The organism is Amycolatopsis sp. MtRt-6, assembly GCF_017308975.1.
In the GTDB taxonomy this organism is placed as follows: domain Bacteria; phylum Actinomycetota; class Actinomycetes; order Mycobacteriales; family Pseudonocardiaceae; genus Amycolatopsis.
In genome coordinates this window covers 79,219-97,838 of record NZ_JADWPD010000007.1, presented here as the reverse complement: position 1 = coordinate 97,838, position 18,620 = coordinate 79,219, and the positions used below count along the sequence as shown (strand labels likewise).

The window sequence follows — 18,620 nt, the reverse complement described above, 5'->3', positions numbered from 1 at the left end:
TCGCCGCCACGGGGACCGCACTCCGGCCGAACGGCACGTGCCGGGCGGCCACGCGGTCACTGGCCGGCCGGCACTTCCCGCGTCCCGGTCACCGTTCCTACCGTTCGGGGAAACTCTTACGTCCCAAGGAGATTCCCCATGTTGACCCGACTGGGCGCCTGGTGCGGTGTGCTCGCCGGCCTCGCCATCGCCGTGCCCGGCCTGATCGAGGCGTTCGCCGGCGAAACCGCGCCGACGAGCTTCGTGCTCGGCCTGTCCCCGGCGTTCGCCATCCCGCTGCTGACTGTGCTCCACCTACGGCAGGCCACGGCGGCCGGCGCGTTCGGCGCCGTCGCCTACACGGTGAACGCGGTCGGTCTCGGCCTGTTCGGCGGTGCGGCGTTCACCCTGAACCTGGCCCTGTTCTTCCTCGACGACGCGGTGGTCGGAGAACTGCTGAGGGGCCCGACCATGGTGGCCCTGCTGGGCAGCGCGCTGGTCTTCGCCGCCGGCGCGGTGCTGTTCGGGGTGTCCCTGCTGCGCGCCGGGATCCACCCCCGCGTCCCGGCGGTGGCGTACCTCGTGGTGCTGCCCGTGCTGGCGGTCGCGGCCCGGCTGCCGGACACCCCGGTCACCAGCGTCGTGCACGTCGTGGCCGGCGGGGCGCTGGTGTGGCTGGCCTGCGCCGTCACGACCGATGAGCCGGCGCCGCGACCGTCCTAAGCCGGTGTTAGGAACTGCCTCCCCGCCTTGCCGCGCCTCCTCCCGTTGGTCACCGTGAGTCGCAACACAGGAGGTCGACGATGACAACCCGGCTCAACAGCCCCACCCCGGCCGCCGTCAGCGAGAAGCGCGTGATCGGCAACGTGCTGCGCGGCTCGATCGGCAACTTGGTCGAGTGGTACGACTGGTACGCCTACGCGGCGTTCACCACCTACTTCGCCAAGTCCTTCTTCCCCACGTCCGACACCACGGCCGCCTTCCTCGGGACCGCGGCCGTGTTCGCCGTCGGGTTCCTCATGCGGCCGCTGGGCGGCTGGATGCTCGGCCGGTTCGCCGACCGGTTCGGCCGCCGCAGCGCGCTGGTGCTCTCGGTGACCCTCATGGCGGGTGGCTCGCTGCTCATCGCCGTCACGCCGAGTTACCACACCATCGGGATCGCCGCGCCGATCCTGCTGCTCACCGCCCGGCTGATCCAGGGCCTGTCGGTCGGCGGCGAGTACTCCACCTCGGCGACCTACCTGTCCGAAGTGGCCACTCCCGGCAAGCGCGGCTTCTACTCCAGCTTCCAGTACGTGACGCTCTACGGCGGCCAGCTGCTGGCGCTGGGCCTCCAGCTGATCCTGCAGGCGATCCTCACCGAGCAGCAGCTGACGTCGTGGGGCTGGCGGATCGCGTTCGTCGTCGGCACCTTCGCCGCGCTCATCGTCATGTGGCTGCGGCGCGGGATGGAGGAGTCCGAGAGCTACCGGCGCGAAGCGAAGGAAGACAAGGGCGAACGCGGCACCCTGCGCGCGCTGGTCAAGTACCCGAAGGAGATCGCGCTCGTCGTCGGCCTGACCCTCGGCGGCACGGTCGGCTTCTACACCTTCGCCACCTACAGCCAGAAGTTCCTGGAGAACACCGCGCACATCCCGCGCCGGCAGGTCACCATCGTGCTGTTCTGCGCGATCCTCGTTGCCGCGGTCCTGCAGCCGGTGTTCGGGCGGCTGTCCGACCGGATCGGCCGGCGTCCGCTGCTGCTGTTCTTCGGCATCGGCGGCACGCTGCTCACCGTCCCGCTGATGACGGTGATGGGCTCGACCCGCAACCCCGTCGGCGCGTTCTTCCTCGTGCTGGCGGGCCTCGTCATCGTCGCCGGGTACACCTCGATCAACGCGATCGTGAAGGCCGAGCTCTTCCCGACGAAGATCCGCGCCCTCGGCGTCGGCCTGCCGTACGCGCTGACCGTGGCGATCTTCGGCGGCACCGCCGAGCTGATCGCGCAGGCGCTCAAGAGCGCCGGGCACGAAACGGTGTTCTTCTGGTACGTCGCGGGCTGTGTCCTGGTGTCGCTGATCGTCTACGGCACAATGCGGGAAACCTCCAAGACCTCCGAGCTGGAGAAGCGCTGACGAAGGGGATGACCGTGCGCGTGCTCCTCGTCGAAGACGACGCGGGTGTCGCCGGCGCGCTCGCCGAGTCGCTGCACGCGCGCGGTCATCCCGTCACCAGCGTCGCCCGCGGGGCCGACGCGCTGCACCACCACCGCGCGGCCGACCTGGTCCTGCTGGACCTGGGCCTGCCCGACCTCGACGGCCTCGACGTCCTCCGCAAGATCCGGGCCGTCTCGCCGGTCCCGGTGATCGTGCTGACCGCCCGCGGCGACGAACGGTCCGTGGTGCGCGGGCTGCGGCTCGGCGCCGACGACTACCTCACCAAGCCGGTGCGGCTGGCCGAGCTGCTGGCCCGGATGGACGCCGTCGTGCGGCGCGCGGTCGCCCGGGCCACCCCGGCGGGCGACGTCGTGCGCGTCGAAGACGTCGAGATCGACCTCGGCGCGCGCCGGGTCCTGGTCGCCGGGCACGACGTCGGGCTCACCACCAAGGAGTTCGAGATCCTCGCCGTGCTGGCCGCGCGCCCCGGCACCGCGGTCAGCCGCCAGCAGCTGATGGACGAGGTCTGGGGCGACGCCTACCTCGCGGTGTCGCGCTCGCTCGACGTCCACCTGACCGGCCTGCGCGGCAAGCTCGACCGGCCGGGCCTGCTCACCACGATCCGCGGCTTCGGCTACCGGCTCGGCCGGGACTGACCCGTGCGCGCCCGGCTGCTCGTGGTCCTGGTGGCCCTCGCCCTCGCGGTGGTCGCCGCGTTCGCCGTGCCGCTGCTGACCGCCACCGCCGAGCAGCGCACCCAGCAGCTGGTCATCTCCCGCACCGCCGACGTCGACCGGTTCGTCGTGCTCGCCCAGCAGGCCGTCGACACCCGCGCCCCGGCGGCCGTCGCGGCCGACGCGGCGCGCTACGCCGAGCTGTACGGCGAAGGCGTCGTCATCGTCGACGCCCGCCGGCTCCCGCTGGTGCAGGCGGGCGGCCTGACCGCGGGCGACCCGGCCGTGCGCGCGCTGGTCGAGGCGGCGATGCGCAACGAACCGGCGCCGCGGGTGGACCGGCTCGACCCGTGGTCGGCCGAACCGGCCTACTTCGCCCGCCCGGTCGGCACCGGCACGCGCGTGTCCGGGGTGGTCGTGCTGCGCGCGTCGGTGACGGCGGCGGCCGCGGACGTCGCCACCCGCTGGGGCACGATCGGGGCCGGCGCGCTCCTGGTCGCGATGGTGTTCGTGCTGCTCGCCGTGGTGCTGGCCAGGTGGATGGTGCGGCCGCTGCACGAGCTCGAAACCGGCGTGCTCGCGGTGGCCGGCGGGCACCGCGCGCACGTCCCCGAACGCGCCGGGCCGCGCGAGCTGCGGTCGCTGGCGGCGGAGGTCAACCGGATGTCCGAGGCCGTGCTGGAAGCGGCCGAGCAGCAGCACCGGCTGGTCGCCGACGCCTCGCACCAGCTGCGGAACCCGATGGCGGCGCTGCGCCTGCGCGTCGACTCCCTGGCCGGGCGCATCGAGGGCGACGACACCACCTACCGGGCGACCGTCGCCGAGGTCGAACGCCTGGAGAAGCTGCTGGACGGCCTGCTCGCGCTCGCGCTGGCCGAAAGCACCGCCACGCGCGTCGCGGCCGGGGGCGCGGACGAGGCGTGCGACCTGGCGTCCGTGCTCGCCGAGCGCGTCGACGCCTGGCGGCCGGCCGCCGAGGACGCCGGTTCGACGATCGTGCCGCCGCCCGGCCACGACGAGCCGGTGACCGTCCGCTGCCCGGAGGGCGAGCTCGCGCAGATCCTCGACGTGCTGCTGGACAACGCCGTCCACTACGCCGGCCGCGGCGCGAAGATCACCACGGACTGGGAAAGCGGTGCCTCGACGGCCACGCTCGTCGTCGCCGACGACGGCCCTGGACTGTCCGAAGAGGACAGAGCACGGGCGACCGAACGCTTCTGGCGCGCCGGTGGCGAGGGTGCCCCGCGCGGCACCGGCCTCGGCCTGGCCATCGCCCACCAGCAGGTCCGCACCCGCGGCGGCGTCCTGGAACTGCGGCAGGCCGACCCGCACGGTCTCGAAGTCCGCGTCACGCTGCCGTTGCGGGAGGTGCCGGGATGACGCTCACCCGCCGCACGGCCCTGCTCGGCGGCCTCGGCCTCGCGCTGGCCGGGTGCTCGACGTCGGGATACCGAGGCCCGGAGCGCCCGCTGACCATCGCCGCCGGCGAGCGCGGCGGGTTCTACCTGGCCTTCGCCGAGCTGCTGTCGGCCGAGCTGAACCGCGCGGAACCGCTGCTGCACGCCACCGCCGTGCCGACCGAGGCGAGCGTCGCCAACGTCGGGCTGGTGCAGCGGGGACAGGCCGACCTCGGGCTGGTGCTCGCCGACGTCGCCCAGACCGCGCTCGGCGGCGGCCCGCCGTTCGCCGGGAAGGTGCCGCTGCGCGCGCTCGGCCGCGTGTACGAGAACTACCTGCAGCTGGTCGTGCGGGCGGACGGGCCGGTGCGGAAGCTCGCCGACCTCGCCGGGCGCGCGGTGTCCCTGGGCGCGAGCGGTTCCGGCGCGGCCCAGCTCGGCGAGCGCCTGTTCGCCAAGGCGGGTGTCGCGGTGGCCGCCCGGAACCTGCTGTTCGACGACGCGGTCCGCGCCCTGGCCGGCCACCGCGTCGACGCGATGCTGTGGTCGGGTGGTGTCCCGACCCCGAAACTGACCGAGCTGAACCGGACGACGCCGATCGCGCTGCTGCCGCTGGACTCGGTGGTCCCGGCCCTGCGCGCGGCGTACGGCCCGGTGTACGACCAGGTCCAGGTCCCCGACGGCGCGTACCGCGGAGTGGGCGCGCTGAGCACGATCGGCGTGGCGAACCTGCTGGTGTGCGCCCCTTCCCTGCCCGACGACGTCGCCGCGGCGGTGGTCCGGCTGCTCGTCGAACGCGCCACCGCGCTGGTGCCGGCCGAGGCGGTGGGTACGCAGTTCCTCGACGTGCGCACGCTGATCGGGACACAGCCGGTGCCGCTGCAGCCGGGCGCGGCGGCCGCGTACCGGGCCCTGCACGGCTGAACTAGATTAAGGCGCGTGACCGCACCTCGCCGCCCGATCGCCGAGATGCCGCTGCGCGTGCGCTACCACGAGTGCGACGGGCAGGGCATCGTCTTCAACGCCCACTACCTGGCCTATGTGGACATGTGCTCCTTCGAGGCGGAGAAGACGCTGTTCGGCTCGCACGACGAGTTCCTCGCCCACGGCACCGACGTCGTGGTCGCCGAGGCGAACCTCAAGTTCCGCTCCCCCGCCCGCTACGACGACGAACTGGTCGTCGCCCAGTACCTGAACCACCTCGGCACGACGTCGCTGATCTTCGACTTCGAAATCCACCGCGGCGAGACCCCGATCGCGGCCGCGACCATCCGGTACGTCTTCATCGACCCGGCCACGCTGCGGCCGCAGGCGCCGCCCGACGCGGTCCGCAAGGTCTACGCGACCCTGCTCGGGGACTGAGCCCGTGTTCCGCGTTCTCTTCTACCGGCCGGAAATCCCGCCCAACACCGGCAACGCGATTCGCCTGGCCGCGAACACCGGCTGCGAACTGCACCTGGTCGAGCCGCTCGGCTTCACCTTGGCGGACAAGCAGCTGCGCCGCGCCGGGCTCGACTACCACGACCTGGCGCGCGTCCACGTCCACGCCTCGCTGGCCGCGGCCTGGGAAGTGCTGCTGCCGGCCAAGGTCTACGCGTTCACCGCCTCGGCGACGCGGCTGTACACCGACGTCGCCTACGCGCCGGGCGACGTCCTGATGTTCGGGCCGGAATCGGTGGGCTTGCCCGTCGAGGTTCAGGAAGCACCCGAGGTCACCGAGCGGGTCCGGCTGCCGATGCGGCCGTCCAACCGCTCGCTCAACCTGGCCAACACCGCGGCCATCACCGTCTACGAAGCGTGGCGCCAAAACGGCTTCCGGTAGGTTCACCGGATGCGACAGCAGTTCCTGGGGGCGCTCATCGGCGCCGCGTTCGGCACGGTCTTCGTCCTCGTCAACTCCGGTGACCCGCTCCCCGCGGTACTCGGCTGGGTGCTGCGCGCCCTCGCCGTGCTCGCCCTGGCGGCGGTGATCGTCCTCGGCATCCGCGCGGGCGGCCGGCCGACCCTGGACGGCCGGCCGATGTTCGGGCCGAGCTACCGCGTCATCGTCGTCGGCGAGGTCGTGCTGCTCGTCGCCGGGTTCTTCGTGCTGAGCCTGCTGGACGCGCCGGTGCAGGCCAACGTCGCCTGGATCGCCACGATCGTCGGCCTGCACTTCGTCGCGCTCGCCTCGGCGTGGAAGACCCGGTCGATCCTCGTGGTCGGCGTGGTCCTGACCGTGCTCGGCGTCGTCGGGCTCGCCCTGCTCGGGAGCGCCGCGGCGTGGGTGCCGTTCGTCAGCGGCACGCTGTCCGGGGTGACCCTGCTCGGCGGAAGCCTCTACGGCGTCCGCCGAGCCTGACTCACGGCAGTCTCTGCCCGAAGAAGAGACTCGCCGCCGCGCCCAGCATGAGGATCAGCGTGCCCACCACGACCCACGGCTTGCTCGCGTCGGCGTCCTTCAGCTCGTAGCCGATCTGCTCGCCGAGGTCCGCGTAGACTTTCTTCAGCTCCTCGGCGCTCGCCGCCTTGTAGAAGTCGCCGCCGGAGAGCCGGGCGATTTCGCGCAGGGACTCGTCGTCCACGCTCACCGGCTGGGCCTTGCCGTCGATGTCGACCGAACCGTGGGTGGTGCCGAACGAGATCGACGAGATCGGCACGCCGGCCTGCTTCGCCGCCTGCGCCGCGGTGTACCCGCCGCGGGACGCGTACAGGTCCTCCGGGACCGTCTGCTTCCCGTCCGACATCAGCACGATCCGGGCCGGCGGTGGCCCGTCGGCGCCGCCGACGACACTGGAGAAGCTCTCCACCGACTGCAGCGCCGCGAAGATGCCTTCGCCGGTCGCCGTCGACTGGGCCAGCTTCAGGTTCTCGATCGCCTTGATCACGCCGTTGCGGTCGGTGGTCGGGTTGACCAGCACCGTCGCCGTGCCCGCGAACGAGATCAGCCCCAGGTTGATCCCCGGCGTCATGTTCCGCGCGAAGCTCGTCGCCGCCTCCTGGGCCGCCTGCAGCCGCGTCGGCGCGACATCGGTGGCTTCCATCGACAGCGACACGTCGATCACCAGCATCACGGTGGCCCGGTTGCGCGGCACCTTCTGCTCGGCGGTCGGCCCGGCCAGCGCCACGGTGAGCAGCAGTAGGGACAGCACGATGAGCACGGCCGGCACGTGCCGGACCCAGCCCTGGCTCTTCGGCGCGACCTTCTCGAGGAGGTCCAGGTTGGCGAACCGCATGGTCCGCTTCCGGCGCGCCCGCTGGGCGAGCACGTACCCGACCGCGACCGCGGCGACCGCGATCAGCAGCAGGAACCACCACGGAGAGGCGAACCCCGTCAGACTCACGCGCACACCTCGCTGACGCTCGGCGCCGCCTGAGCCGGAAACGCAGTGTTGAATGGTTCGGTCGCAAGCTCCCTCACGCGACACCCCCCGACCAGCGGCGCTTGCGGGCGACGACGAACCGCACCATGTCGGCGATCCAGTCGGCGTCCGTGCGCAGCGTCAGGTGGGCCGCGCCCGCGCGCCGCAGGCCGGCCGCCACCTTCTGCCGGTGGGCGTGGGCCGCGGCCCCGAACTCCTTGCGCAGCAAGGCCGAAGCGTGCACTTCGCGCTGTTTCCCTGTCTCCGGGTCGGCCAGCACGACGGTGCCCACCTCGGGCAGGTCGACGTCGCGCGGGTCGAGGACTTCGATCGCGATCAGTTCGTGGCGCCCGCCCAGCGCCCGCAGCGGCCGCTCCCAGGACGTGTCACCCAGGAAGTCGGAGATCACCACGGCCAGGCCACGGCGGCGCGGCGGACGGCGCAGCGCTTCGAGGGCGGTGGCGAAGTCGCCCCGGGTGCCCTCGGCCGCGCGCGGTGTCTCGGCGAGCTTGCGCACCAGCCCGCGGGCGTGCGCGAGGCCGCCGCGGGCCGGGATGCGGGTGGTGTCGGCGCCGGTGGAGACCAGCGCGCCGATCCGGTTGCCGCCGCCTCCGGTGAGGTGCGCGACCGCCGCGACGGCGCAGACCACCAGGTCGCGCTTCTCGCACAGCGCGGTGCCGAAGTCGAGGCTCGCCGACAGGTCGGCGACCACCCACGTCTCCAGCTCGCGGTCGGCCACGGTCTCGCGGATGTGCGGGGTCGTGGTGCGGGCGGTGACCGCCCAGTCCATCCGGCGCACGTCGTCGCCGGGTTGGTACGGGCGGGCCTCGCCGGGCTCGGAGCCCGGCCCCGGCACCAGGCCGAGGTGGTTGCCCTGCAGCAGCCCGTCGAGCCGGCGGCGGACGTCGAGCTCCAACGTCCGGAGCCCGGCTTCCAGGCGGTCGCCGCGCAGGACCGGCGGCGCCCACGAGGGGCGGTCGCCCTTCTCGTTCTTCGCCATCGCCGGGTTACCTGACCGGCGCGCCCGCCGGGACCGGGCCGCCCTGGCCGGCCCCGCCCTGCGGCCGGGCCGAGACCTGCGGCAGCGGCACGGTCTGCAGCACGCGGGTGATGATGTGGTCGATCGGGACGCCGTCGGCCAGCGCGTCGTAGGACAGCACGAGCCGGTGGCGCAGCACGTCCGGGACGACGTCGACGACGTCCTGGGGCAGCACGTAGTCGCGGCCGCGGACCAGGGCCAGCGCGCGGGCGGCGGCGATGATGCCGAGGCTCGCGCGCGGCGAGGCGCCGTAGGAGACCCAGCCGGCGACGTCGGCGAGGCCGTGCTCGTTCGGCGTCCGGGTGGTCAGCACGAGCCGGACGACGTAGTCGACGAGCGCGTGGTGCACGAACACCTGCGACGCGACGCCCTGCAGCCGGACCAGCTCGCCGGGGCTGAGCACCTCGTGCGGGGTGGGCGGGGCGACGCCCATCCGGTAGATGATCTCGCGCTCCTCCTCGGCGGAGGGGTACTCGACGACGATCTTGAACAGGAACCGGTCGCGCTGGGCTTCCGGCAGCGGGTACACGCCCTCGTTCTCGATCGGGTTCTGCGTGGCGAGCACGAGGAACGGGTCGGGCATCGGGAACGTCTGGCCGCCGATCGACACGTGCCGCTCGGCCATCACCTCGAGCATCGCCGACTGGACCTTGGCGGGCGCGCGGTTGATCTCGTCGGCGAGCACGAAGTTGGCGACGACCGGGCCGAGCTCGACGTCGAAGCGCTCGGCGCCCTGGCGGTAGATGCGGGTGCCGAGGATGTCGGCGGGCACCAGGTCGGGGGTGAACTGGACGCGGGAGAACGAGCCGCCGACGACCCGCGCGAACGTCTCCACGGCCAGGGTCTTCGCCACGCCGGGCACGCCTTCGAGCAGCAGGTGGCCCTTGGCCAGCAGGCCGACCAGCATCCGCTCGACCAGGCGGTCCTGGCCGACGATGATCCGCTTGACCTCGAACACGGTCCGCTCCAGCAACTGGGCGTCCCGGGCCGGCGTCGCGGGCTGCTGCCCGTTCCCGCCCTCGGCGTAGCCGGGCTCGGTCACTCTGCCTCCTCGAATTCTCGTGCGCCGCCCCCGCGACGGTGATCACGCGGTGCGACCGTACTGCGCCCCCGGTCGTCCGTCGCATCCGGCACGCGGACGCCACGCACCTGGCCCACGATCAGCCAACACGGTCAGCGGTGTGGCACCTGTGAAGCCCCTGTCCGGCCCCCGGCCGGCCCGCACCCGCACCCGGCCGGCTCAGCGATGCCGTTCGAGGTCCTCGGGCGTGTCGATGTCCTCCGCTTCGCCGCGTTCCGCCGGGACCTCGGCGACCGCCAGCCCGCCCAGGACCCGGCGCAACGCCGCGTTCTCCACCTGCTCCGGCAGCGCGGCCCGCAGCGCCGCGGCCCGCCAGGCGCCCAGCAGCCACTGCCGCTTCCCCGCGGCGTCCACCAGGACAGCGCCGTCGCCGTCGCCGAGCGCCGCCAGCAGCCTGTCCACTGTGGACCGGCGGACGCCCGGGAGATCGGCGGCCAGCACCACGACCGCCTCGACGTCTTCGGGCACGAACGCCAGGCCCGCCGCCAGCGCCGCCACCGGGCCGGTGCCGGGCACCGGCTCGCGGGTCCACAGCACGTCGAAGCCGGGCCGCCGGGGGCCGACCGCGATCACCCGCTCGGCACCGTCCAGGGCGTGGATCGCGCGGGCCAGCAACGGCTTGCCGCCCACCGAGAGGGCCGGCTTGTCCACACCGGACAGCCTGCGGGCCGAACCCCCGGCCACCACGATCCCCGCGTAGCGCACCGAGGCACCCTAGCGGCCCAGCACGAGGTAGGTGAAGCCCAGCACGCCCCGGTATTCGCGCACGTACTGGCGCTGGCGGGTGTCGAGCCAGTCCCGTACTCCGGCGGCCCGCGGGTCGGCCGGGTTCGCGAGCAGCCACTCCTGCCAGCGCAGCCGCGACGTCGACTCGAAGTCGTCCCATTCCAGCTGGTCGGCGACGCTGAGGTGGAGCACCCGCCAGCCCGTCTCGGCCGCCGCGTCGAGCAGGTCCGGCAGGGCCAGGACGCCGTCGCCGAACATCTCCGCCGCGACCGGCCCGGGCGGCACGGCCCAGAACCCGTCGCCGTAGAGCAGCCTGCCGCCCGGCCGGACGACGCGGCCGAGCCGGTCGAGTGCCTCCCGGGTCGTCCCGAAGGCGTGCGAAGCACCGATGCAGAACACCCGGCCGGCCGGCACGTCCCAGCTCGCCGCGTCGGCTTCGGTGAACCCGGCGCGCGCGTCCAGGCCGCGCCGCCGGGCGGCCGACCGGCCGCGGGCCAGCGCGTCCGCGTCGGTGTCCACGCCGGTGCCGCGCAGGTCCGGCACCCGGGCGACGGCACGCAGGAGCAGCTCGCCCCAGCCGCAGCCGAGGTCGGTCAGCTCCCCCGGCTCGAGGGCCATGCGGTCGAGCAGCAGCTCCGCATGGGCTTCCGACAGCGGCGCGTTCCAGCGCATCCGGTCGCGCCGCAGCGCGTTCAGTTCGGCATCCACCGGGCGATCTTGTGGCCCGGGTGGCCGCCACGTCGAGCCGATTTCGCGCATACTCGCTCCATGACCTACGTCGTCGAGCCGCGCGTGGACGCCTACATCGATGCCCTGCCCGGATGGCAGCAGGCAATCTGCCGGGAGGTCCGCGAACTGGTGCACGCCGCCGACCCCGAGGTCGTCGAGACGATCAAGCGCACCCGGCAGCCCTACTTCGTGCTGCAGGGCAACATCTGTGCCCTGCTGGCGGCGAAGGACCACGTCAACGTGTTCGTCTACGACGGCGGCATAGTCCCCGACCCGGAGGGCATCATCACCGCCGGGCACGGCAACAAGACCGCGCGGACGGTGGCCTTCCGGGAGGGTGAGCGGATCAACGCCCCCGCGCTGCTGGCGATGTTCCGGCAGATCATCGCCAACAACCGGGCGGGTGGCTGGCGCAAGCTCAAGGCCCGCGGCTAGCCGATCAAGCGGGTCGCGTACGGCATGATCCCGCCGTAGCGGACCGAGGTGATGCGGACCCGCAGGCCGGACTGCGGCGCTTCGACCATCTGGCCGCCGCCGAGGTAGAGGGCGACGTGGTGGATGCCGCGCGGGCCGCCCCAGAACAGCATGTCGCCGCGGCGCATCTGCGACAGCGGGACCCGGCGGCCCGACGAATACTGGTAGCCGCTGTAGTGCGGCAGGGACCGGACCCCGGCGAAGGCGTAGATCATCAGGCCGGAGCAGTCGAAGCCGATCTTGTTGTAGTCGCCGTAGCGGTCGGCGACGCCGCCGTCGCGGATGCCGCGCGTCGGGCCGCTCGCGTTGCCGCCGCCCCACGCGTAGGGCATCCCGATCTTGGACAGCGCCCGCGCGATGACCGCCTCGATCGACGAGCCGGCCGGGCCCGACGGCGCCGGGCCGCCCGACGGACGCCCGCCGCCCCCGGACGCCGCGAGCGCGGCCTGCCGGGCGCGTTCCTCGTCCTCGCGCTGCTTCTGGGCGAGCCAGTCCTGGTAGCGCTGCCGCTGGCCCTGCAGCCCGCTGACCTTGGCCTGTGCGGCGTAGAGCTGCTGTTCGACGGCGGACTTGTCCTGCTCGAGCTGGGCGTTCCGGCTCGCCTGGCCGTCCTGGGCCTGTTCGGCGGCGGTCTGCGCCGCGTCGGCGCTGTCCTTCGCCCGGCGGGCGGTGTCCTGCTTCTGCTGGGCGATCTCGGCGGCCTTGCGGGCCGCGGCGTCCTTGTTCGACTTCTCGGTCTGCGCCTGCTCGAGCCGGTCGAGGGCGTTGAGCCGGTCGCCGCCGACGGCGTCGAGCAGCTGGGCGCGGGCCAGCATGTCCTTCGGGCTGTCCGCGCTCAGGTACGCCGAGAGCGAGCCGACGGTGCTGCCCTGCTGGAAGCTCGCCGCGGCGAACGTCTTGAGATCCGCCCGGGCCTGCTCGATCGCCGCCGACGCCGCGTCCGCCTCGGTGCGGGCCGCCTTCGCGTCGTTCTCCGCCTGCGTGGCCGCGTCCCGCGCGGTCTGCAGGTCGACCAGGGCCTTGTTGGCCTCTTCCTGCTTGAGCTCGACGTCGTCCTGCAGCTGCGCCAGCTTCTGCTCGGCCTGCGCCAGCTGATTGGTCAGCCGGCCGACCTCACCGGCCTTCGCGTTGGCGTCGGCCTTGCCCGCCTGGATCTCGGAGTCACTGGGATTGGGCGGCGGCGGAGGCACCGCGAGGCTCGTGCCCCCCGCGCCGAGCAAGATCACCAGCGTGAGCGTGCTCACGCTGAGTCCCCGGCGGACGCGCGGCATCCTCGGACCCCGGCACCGTCCTGACAAGACCGCCACCTCCGCTCACCAGCGCACACCCCGTGTCACTGCAGTCACACCACTATCACAAGCATCAGCGGAAACTTACACACCGTAGGCACCAATTCCCCTCATTGAGGGACCCTCGGATCAGATGGCGCAGCCCACACCGCGTGTCGTCTTGTCCGTTAAACAGGACACGCGTACTGTTTGAAGGACCGCGAGGTGTGCCATCCCGCATCCGGTCCTACGGTGGGGGTGCGCAAGACTCGCCCCACCGAACCGACCGAACTGACCCGGGACTCCCCTGCCGCGACGGCGCGGCGTCCCCGCCACTGGAGTTAGACGTGACCTCACCCGCCAGCAAGGACAGCTTCGGCGCCAAAGACACGCTGAAGGTCGGCGACGCCTCGTACGAGGTGTTCCGCCTGAACAAGGTCGAGGGCGCCGAGCGCCTGCCGTACAGCCTGAAGATCCTGCTCGAGAACCTGCTGCGCACCGAAGACGGCGCGAACATCACCGCCGACCACATCCGCGCGCTGGGCTCGTGGGACCCGAACGCCGACCCGTCGATCGAAATCCAGTTCACGCCCGCCCGCGTGATCATGCAGGACTTCACCGGCGTCCCGTGCGTCGTCGACCTCGCCACCATGCGCGAGGCGGTCACCGACCTCGGCGGCGACCCCGACAAGGTCAACCCGCTGGCGCCGGCCGAGCTGGTCATCGACCACTCGGTGATCATCGACGTCTTCGGCCGCGCCGACGCCTTCGAGCGCAACGTCGAGATCGAGTACGAGCGCAACCGCGAGCGCTACCAGTTCCTGCGCTGGGGTCAGGGCGCCTTCGACGAGTTCAAGGTCGTCCCGCCGGGCACCGGCATCGTGCACCAGGTCAACATCGAGCACCTCGCCCGCACGGTCATGTCCCGCAACGGGCAGGCCTACCCCGACTCCTGCGTCGGCACCGACTCGCACACCACCATGGTCAACGGCCTGGGCGTGCTGGGCTGGGGCGTCGGCGGCATCGAGGCCGAGGCGGCCATGCTGGGCCAGCCGGTGTCGATGCTCATCCCGCGCGTCGTCGGCTTCAAGCTGACCGGCGAGATCCCGGCCGGCGTCACCGCCACCGACGTCGTGCTCACCATCACCGAGATGCTGCGCAAGCACGGCGTCGTCGGCAAGTTCGTCGAGTTCTACGGCGAGAGCGTCGCCGAGGTGCCGCTGGCCAACCGCGCCACCATCGGCAACATGAGCCCGGAGTTCGGCTCCACCGCGGCGATCTTCCCGATCGACGACGAGACCGTCCGCTACCTCAAGCTGACCGGCCGCTCGGCCGAGCAGGTCGCGCTGGTCGAGGCCTACGCCAAGGAGCAGGGCCTCTGGCACGACCCGTCCCGCGAGGCGGCCTACTCCGAGTACCTCGAGCTGGACCTCTCGACGGTCGTCCCGTCGATCGCCGGCCCGAAGCGCCCGCAGGACCGCATCGAGCTGTCCGACGCGAAGTCGTCGTTCCGCAAGTCGATCCACGACTACGTCGACGGCGAGCAGGTCACCCCGCACACGCACGTCGACGAGGCCGTCGAGGAGTCGTTCCCGGCGTCCGACCCGGCCGCCCTGTCGTTCAAGGACGAGGACGCGGTCGACATCCAGTCCGCGGCCAACGGCGGCAGCGGCCGCCCGTCGAAGCCGGTCAAGGTGTCCAGCGCCGACCGCGGCGAGTTCATCCTCGACCACGGCGCCGTGGTGATCGCCTCGATCACCTCGTGCACCAACACCTCCAACCCGTCGGTCATGCTCGGCGCCGCGCTGCTCGCGCGCAACGCCGTCGAAAAGGGCCTCGCGGTCAAGCCGTGGGTGAAGACGTCGATGGCGCCGGGCTCGCAGGTCGTCACCGACTACTACACCAAGGCCAACCTGTGGCCGTACCTGGAGAAGCTGGGCTACCACCTGGTCGGCTACGGCTGCACCACCTGCATCGGCAACTCCGGCCCGCTGTCGGAGGAGATCTCCGCGGCGATCCAGGAGAACGACCTCACCGCGGTCTCGGTGCTCTCGGGCAACCGGAACTTCGAAGGCCGGATCAACCCCGACGTGAAGATGAACTACCTCGCGTCGCCGCCGCTGGTCATCGCCTACGCGCTGGCCGGCACGATGGACTTCGACTTCGCGAACCAGCCGCTGGGCCAGGACACGGACGGCAAAGACGTCTTCCTGAAGGACATCTGGCCGACGGCCAAGGAGATCCAGGAGACCATCGACCACGCGATCACGCAGGAGATGTTCACCAAGGACTACGCGGACGTCTTCGACGGCGGCGAGCGCTGGAAGTCGCTGCCCACCCCGGAGGGCAAGACCTTCGAGTGGGACGCCGAGTCCACCTACGTGCGGAAGCCCCCGTACTTCGAGGGCATGACGCCGGAGCCGGCCCCGGTCACCGACATCACCGGCGCGCGCGTGCTGGCCAAGCTGGGCGACTCGGTCACCACCGACCACATCTCCCCCGCCGGCGCGATCAAGCCGGGCACCCCGGCCGCGCAGTACCTGACCGAGCACGGCGTGGAGAAGAAGGACTTCAACTCCTACGGCTCGCGGCGCGGCAACCACGAGGTGATGATCCGCGGCACGTTCGCGAACATCCGGCTGCGCAACCAGCTCCTCGACGACGTCCAGGGCGGCTACACCCGCGACTTCACGCAGGAGGGCGCGCCGCAGGCGTTCATCTACGACGCGGCGCAGAACTACGCGAAGCAGGGCACCCCGCTGGTCGTGCTGGGCGGCAAGGAGTACGGCTCGGGCTCGTCCCGCGACTGGGCGGCCAAAGGCACGTCGCTCCTGGGCGTCCGCGCGGTGATCACCGAGTCGTTCGAGCGCATCCACCGGTCCAACCTGATCGGCATGGGCGTCATCCCGCTGCAGTTCCCGGCGGGCGAGTCGGCTTCGTCGCTCGGCTTGGACGGCACGGAGACGTTCGACATCTCCGGCATCACGGCGCTGAACGAGGGGACGACCCCGCGCACGGTGCACGTCACGGCCACCAAGGCGGACGGCACGAAGGTCGAGTTCGACGCGGACGTCCGCATCGACACCCCGGGTGAGGCGGACTACTACCGCAACGGCGGCATCCTGCAGTACGTGCTGCGGAAGATGACGCAGGCGTAAGCAGCGGTCCCCGGAGGCCTCCCCGCTCGGCGAGCGGGGAGGCCTCCGCGCTCATGCGGGCACGGCGTCCCAGCGCACGCTCGACACCGACGGCTCCAGCGACAGCCGTGACACCGCCGCTTCCATCTGGGCGTCGTCGCGCTGGTCGCCGATCAGCTCGGCGCGCACCTCGACCGTGCGGTCCGCGCGGTCCGTGCTGAGCACCGACAGCAGCCGGAAGTCCGTGCGGGTCAACGACTGCACCAGCAACGCCCGTACGTGCGCTTCCGTCGCGTCGCGCGTCACCGCCTGGAACTCGTACCTCGCCGGCGTCTCGTCGCCCGCTTCCGGGCGCCGGTCGACCGCGCGGCCGAGCGGGCGGAGCACCACGTTCACCCCGACCACGACGGCGGTCCCGGCCGCCGCAACCGGGTACAGGCCCGCGCCGGCCAGGGCGCCGACCGCGGCCGAACACCACAGCGTCGCCGCCGTGTTGAGGCCGCGGACGTTGAGGCCGTCGCGCATGATGACCCCGGCGCCGAGGAACCCGATGCCCGAGACGATCTGCGCCGCCACCCGGGTCGGGTCGGCGTCGCCGCTCGACGCCAGCCCGCCGAAACCGTGGGCGGACAACAGCACGAACAGCGTCGCGCCGACCGCGACGAGGGCGTTGGTGCGCAGCCCGGCCATCCGGGCGCGGAACTGGCGCTCGATCCCGATGACGGCACCCAGGCCGACACCGGCGCCGACGCGCAGCAGCATTTCGAAGATGGTCATTTCCGGCTCTTTTCCGGCGTGCGCGCACTGCCGGACAGGGGGCGGCCGGACTCAGCCCGCCCGGAAACCTCCGGTGAGCGCGCGCCCGGCCGTCCGATGACTGTCCGCTGGCATGTGCCGCTCACCTCGCTTCCCGTGTTCGTCGAAGATCAACCACGCCAGGGTAGCCGGTCCCGCGGCCCGGGGAAGGGCCGCGGGACCGGGCTCACACTCAGAACGGCTGGACGTTCGGCTGGAACACCTGCCCGTTCGCCGGCACCTTGAGGTCGATCAGGTAGTCGGCCACGGCCTTGTCGACGCCCAGGGAGTCACCCAGGATGCAGTGGCCGAACGCGTCGACCGACAGCAGCCGGGCGTTGCCGAGCTGGGCCGCCATCCGCTGCGAGAACTTGTACTGCGTCGCCGGGTCGTAGTAATTGCCGACCACGACCACCGGGACGTCGGTCTTGGCCCGCCACGGACCGCGGTAGGCGTCCGGCTTCTTCACCGGCCACACCGGGCAGCCCGCCGTGTCGGCGAACGCCTGGTACCGGCCGAACGTCCGCGACTCGCGCTCCCACTTCGCGGCGATGTCCGGCACCTGCTCCTGCCTGATCTTGAAGAGCTTGTCGGAGCAGTTGACGGCGAAGTACGAATCGTTGCCCGTGTACGGGCTGTCGGGGTTCAGGTCGGCCAGCCCCTGCTTGCCGGGCGTGAGCGCCTTCAGCGGCTTCGCCTGCAGGCTCTGCGCCTGCGCCGCCGGGTGGATGGCGTTGTACAGCGCCTGCAGGTCCTCGGCCAGGCCGGTGAACGCCGCCGGCGAGTACAGGATGTTCCCCACGCCGCCGGTGAACCCGTTGATGTCGAGCGGGTCGGCGCCCGGGAGGGTGATCGGCTGCTTGCGGAGGTACTCCCGCAGCTCGTCGAACTTCGCCCGCGGGTTGCCGTCGCTGAACGCGCACTTCGCGCCCACCTGGTCGCACCGCTTCAGGAACGCGTCGAGCGCCAGTTCGAAGCCCTGCGCGCGTTCCCGGTCGTACTGGACGCCGTCGCTGGTGCGCAGCGCCGGGTCGACGTTGCCGTCGATCACGATCGCGCGCGACTGCTTCGGGAACATCGACGTGTAGGTCGAGCCGATCAGCGTCCCGTAGGAGAAGCCGACGAAGGTCAGCTTCTGGTCGCCGACCGCCGCGCGCAGCTTGTCGAGGTCGCGCACGACGTCCTTGGTGGACATGTGGTTGAGCAGCGAGCCCGCGTTGTTCTTGCAGAACCGGCCGTAGTCGCGGTAGCTGGCCAGTGTCCCGGAGATCTCGGCGCGGCTCAGCGGCACCGAGATCTGGGCGCCGAAGACCTCGTCGGCGTCCTCCTGGGTGGTGAAGCACCGGAGCGGGTTGCTCTGCCCGACGCCGCGCGGGTCGAACCCGATCAGGTCGAAGCGGTCGAGCACCTGCGGCTGGAAGATGGCCGGGCCGCTGATCGGCATCCGCAGGCCCGAGCCGCCGGGGCCGCCGGGGTTGAGGAACAGCGAGCCGACGCGCTTGTCGGGCGTGCGCGCGGCACGCTTGAGCATCGCGATGTCGATGGTGCCCAGCGCGGCGTTGTCGTGGTCGATGGGCACGCGGTAGCGGGCGCAGCTGTAGAGCTGCACCTGGTCCGCGGGTACGCCGGCGAGCGTGGCGGCCGGGCAGGTACCCCAGTTCGGCGCGGCGGTCGCGCCGACGACGGCGGGCTTGACCGCCGAGTCTTCGGCCGCGGCCGCGGTCCCGGCCGTCCCGGCCAGGCCCACGCCGGCCACGAGCGCCCCCACCAGTGCGAACGACCGCACCCGGCCCTGTGTGGATCTCGGCAAGACGTCTCCTCCCTAGGTCACGCACTCCGCCGTGA

At 72.2% G+C, this 18,620-nt stretch carries 18 protein-coding genes; 10 read left to right on the top strand and 8 right to left on the bottom strand.

Annotated features, from left to right (window positions below; genetic code table 11):
• Positions 1-138: 138 nt before the first annotated feature.
• The 8 genes from I4Q55_RS14570 to I4Q55_RS14535 all read left to right on the top strand — a co-directional run bounded on the left by I4Q55_RS14570 (position 139) and on the right by I4Q55_RS14535 (position 6,526).
• A complete protein-coding gene (locus I4Q55_RS14570) occupies positions 139-702 on the top strand; it encodes a hypothetical protein (protein ID WP_206788250.1) in 564 nt (187 codons plus the stop codon).
• Positions 703-782: 80 nt separating this feature from the next.
• Entirely contained in the window at positions 783-2,093 is a 1,311-nt protein-coding gene (locus I4Q55_RS14565; protein ID WP_206788248.1) for an MFS transporter, read from the top strand.
• Positions 2,094-2,101: 8 nt separating this feature from the next.
• The gene (locus tag I4Q55_RS14560; RefSeq protein WP_206788246.1) at positions 2,102-2,770 is read left to right on the top strand and encodes a response regulator transcription factor; all 669 of its coding nucleotides are present in this window, start codon (positions 2,102-2,104) and stop codon (positions 2,768-2,770) included.
• Between the two features lie 3 nt (positions 2,771-2,773).
• Entirely contained in the window at positions 2,774-4,168 is a 1,395-nt protein-coding gene (locus I4Q55_RS14555) for a HAMP domain-containing sensor histidine kinase (protein WP_206788244.1), read from the top strand.
• On the top strand, positions 4,165-5,109 hold the full coding sequence (locus I4Q55_RS14550; protein ID WP_206788242.1) for a TAXI family TRAP transporter solute-binding subunit: 945 nt from the start codon (positions 4,165-4,167) through the stop codon (positions 5,107-5,109). Before I4Q55_RS14555 ends, I4Q55_RS14550 begins: the two co-directional genes overlap by 4 nt.
• A 15-nt stretch (positions 5,110-5,124) precedes the next feature.
• Positions 5,125-5,547 (top strand): thioesterase family protein, encoded by a 423-nt coding sequence (locus I4Q55_RS14545; protein WP_206788240.1) that lies wholly within the window; start codon positions 5,125-5,127, stop codon positions 5,545-5,547.
• Between the two features lie 4 nt (positions 5,548-5,551).
• On the top strand, positions 5,552-6,007 hold the full coding sequence (locus I4Q55_RS14540) for a tRNA (cytidine(34)-2'-O)-methyltransferase (RefSeq protein WP_206788238.1): 456 nt from the start codon (positions 5,552-5,554) through the stop codon (positions 6,005-6,007).
• A gap of 9 nt (positions 6,008-6,016) precedes the next feature.
• Entirely contained in the window at positions 6,017-6,526 is a 510-nt protein-coding gene (locus tag I4Q55_RS14535) for a hypothetical protein (RefSeq protein WP_206788235.1), read from the top strand.
• A gap of 1 nt (position 6,527) precedes the next feature.
• On the opposite strand, the gene I4Q55_RS14530 is transcribed toward I4Q55_RS14535, so the two are convergent.
• The 5 genes from I4Q55_RS14530 to I4Q55_RS14510 form a co-directional block, all read right to left on the bottom strand.
• Entirely contained in the window at positions 6,528-7,508 is a 981-nt protein-coding gene (locus tag I4Q55_RS14530; RefSeq protein ID WP_206788234.1) for a VWA domain-containing protein, read from the bottom strand.
• 73 nt (positions 7,509-7,581) lie between these two features.
• A complete protein-coding gene (locus I4Q55_RS14525) occupies positions 7,582-8,526 on the bottom strand; it encodes a DUF58 domain-containing protein (RefSeq protein ID WP_206788233.1) in 945 nt (314 codons plus the stop codon).
• 7 nt (positions 8,527-8,533) lie between these two features.
• Positions 8,534-9,607, bottom strand: a complete 1,074-nt coding sequence (locus I4Q55_RS14520; protein WP_206788232.1) for a MoxR family ATPase — start codon at positions 9,605-9,607, stop codon at positions 8,534-8,536.
• A gap of 198 nt (positions 9,608-9,805) precedes the next feature.
• The gene (locus I4Q55_RS14515) at positions 9,806-10,351 is read right to left on the bottom strand and encodes a molybdenum cofactor guanylyltransferase (RefSeq protein ID WP_206788231.1); all 546 of its coding nucleotides are present in this window, start codon (positions 10,349-10,351) and stop codon (positions 9,806-9,808) included.
• A 9-nt stretch (positions 10,352-10,360) separates the two neighbouring features.
• Positions 10,361-11,080: a cyclopropane-fatty-acyl-phospholipid synthase family protein gene (locus tag I4Q55_RS14510; protein WP_206788230.1), complete on the bottom strand. Its 720-nt coding sequence runs from the start codon at positions 11,078-11,080 to the stop codon at positions 10,361-10,363.
• 60 nt (positions 11,081-11,140) lie between these two features.
• Between I4Q55_RS14510 and I4Q55_RS14505 the strand changes: the two genes are divergently transcribed.
• Positions 11,141-11,536, top strand: coding sequence for a DUF1801 domain-containing protein (locus I4Q55_RS14505; protein ID WP_206788229.1), 396 nt, complete (start codon positions 11,141-11,143; stop codon positions 11,534-11,536).
• Here the strand turns inward: I4Q55_RS14505 and I4Q55_RS14500 are convergent.
• Positions 11,533-12,846, bottom strand: coding sequence for an NlpC/P60 family protein (locus I4Q55_RS14500; RefSeq protein ID WP_206788228.1), 1,314 nt, complete (start codon positions 12,844-12,846; stop codon positions 11,533-11,535). The two genes, I4Q55_RS14505 and I4Q55_RS14500, sit on opposite strands and share 4 nt — an antisense overlap.
• A gap of 344 nt (positions 12,847-13,190) precedes the next feature.
• Between I4Q55_RS14500 and acnA the strand changes: the two genes are divergently transcribed.
• On the top strand, positions 13,191-16,001 hold the full coding sequence (acnA, locus tag I4Q55_RS14495; RefSeq protein WP_206788226.1) for an aconitate hydratase AcnA: 2,811 nt from the start codon (positions 13,191-13,193) through the stop codon (positions 15,999-16,001).
• Positions 16,002-16,052: 51 nt separating this feature from the next.
• Here acnA and I4Q55_RS14490 read toward each other — a convergent pair whose 3' ends face one another.
• Together I4Q55_RS14490 and I4Q55_RS14485 are read right to left on the bottom strand one after the other, a co-directional pair.
• A complete protein-coding gene (locus I4Q55_RS14490; RefSeq protein ID WP_206788224.1) occupies positions 16,053-16,757 on the bottom strand; it encodes an MgtC/SapB family protein in 705 nt (234 codons plus the stop codon).
• A 211-nt stretch (positions 16,758-16,968) separates the two neighbouring features.
• Positions 16,969-18,561, bottom strand: a complete 1,593-nt coding sequence (locus I4Q55_RS14485) for an alpha/beta hydrolase (RefSeq protein ID WP_206788486.1) — start codon at positions 18,559-18,561, stop codon at positions 16,969-16,971.
• Positions 18,562-18,620 lie beyond the last annotated feature (59 nt).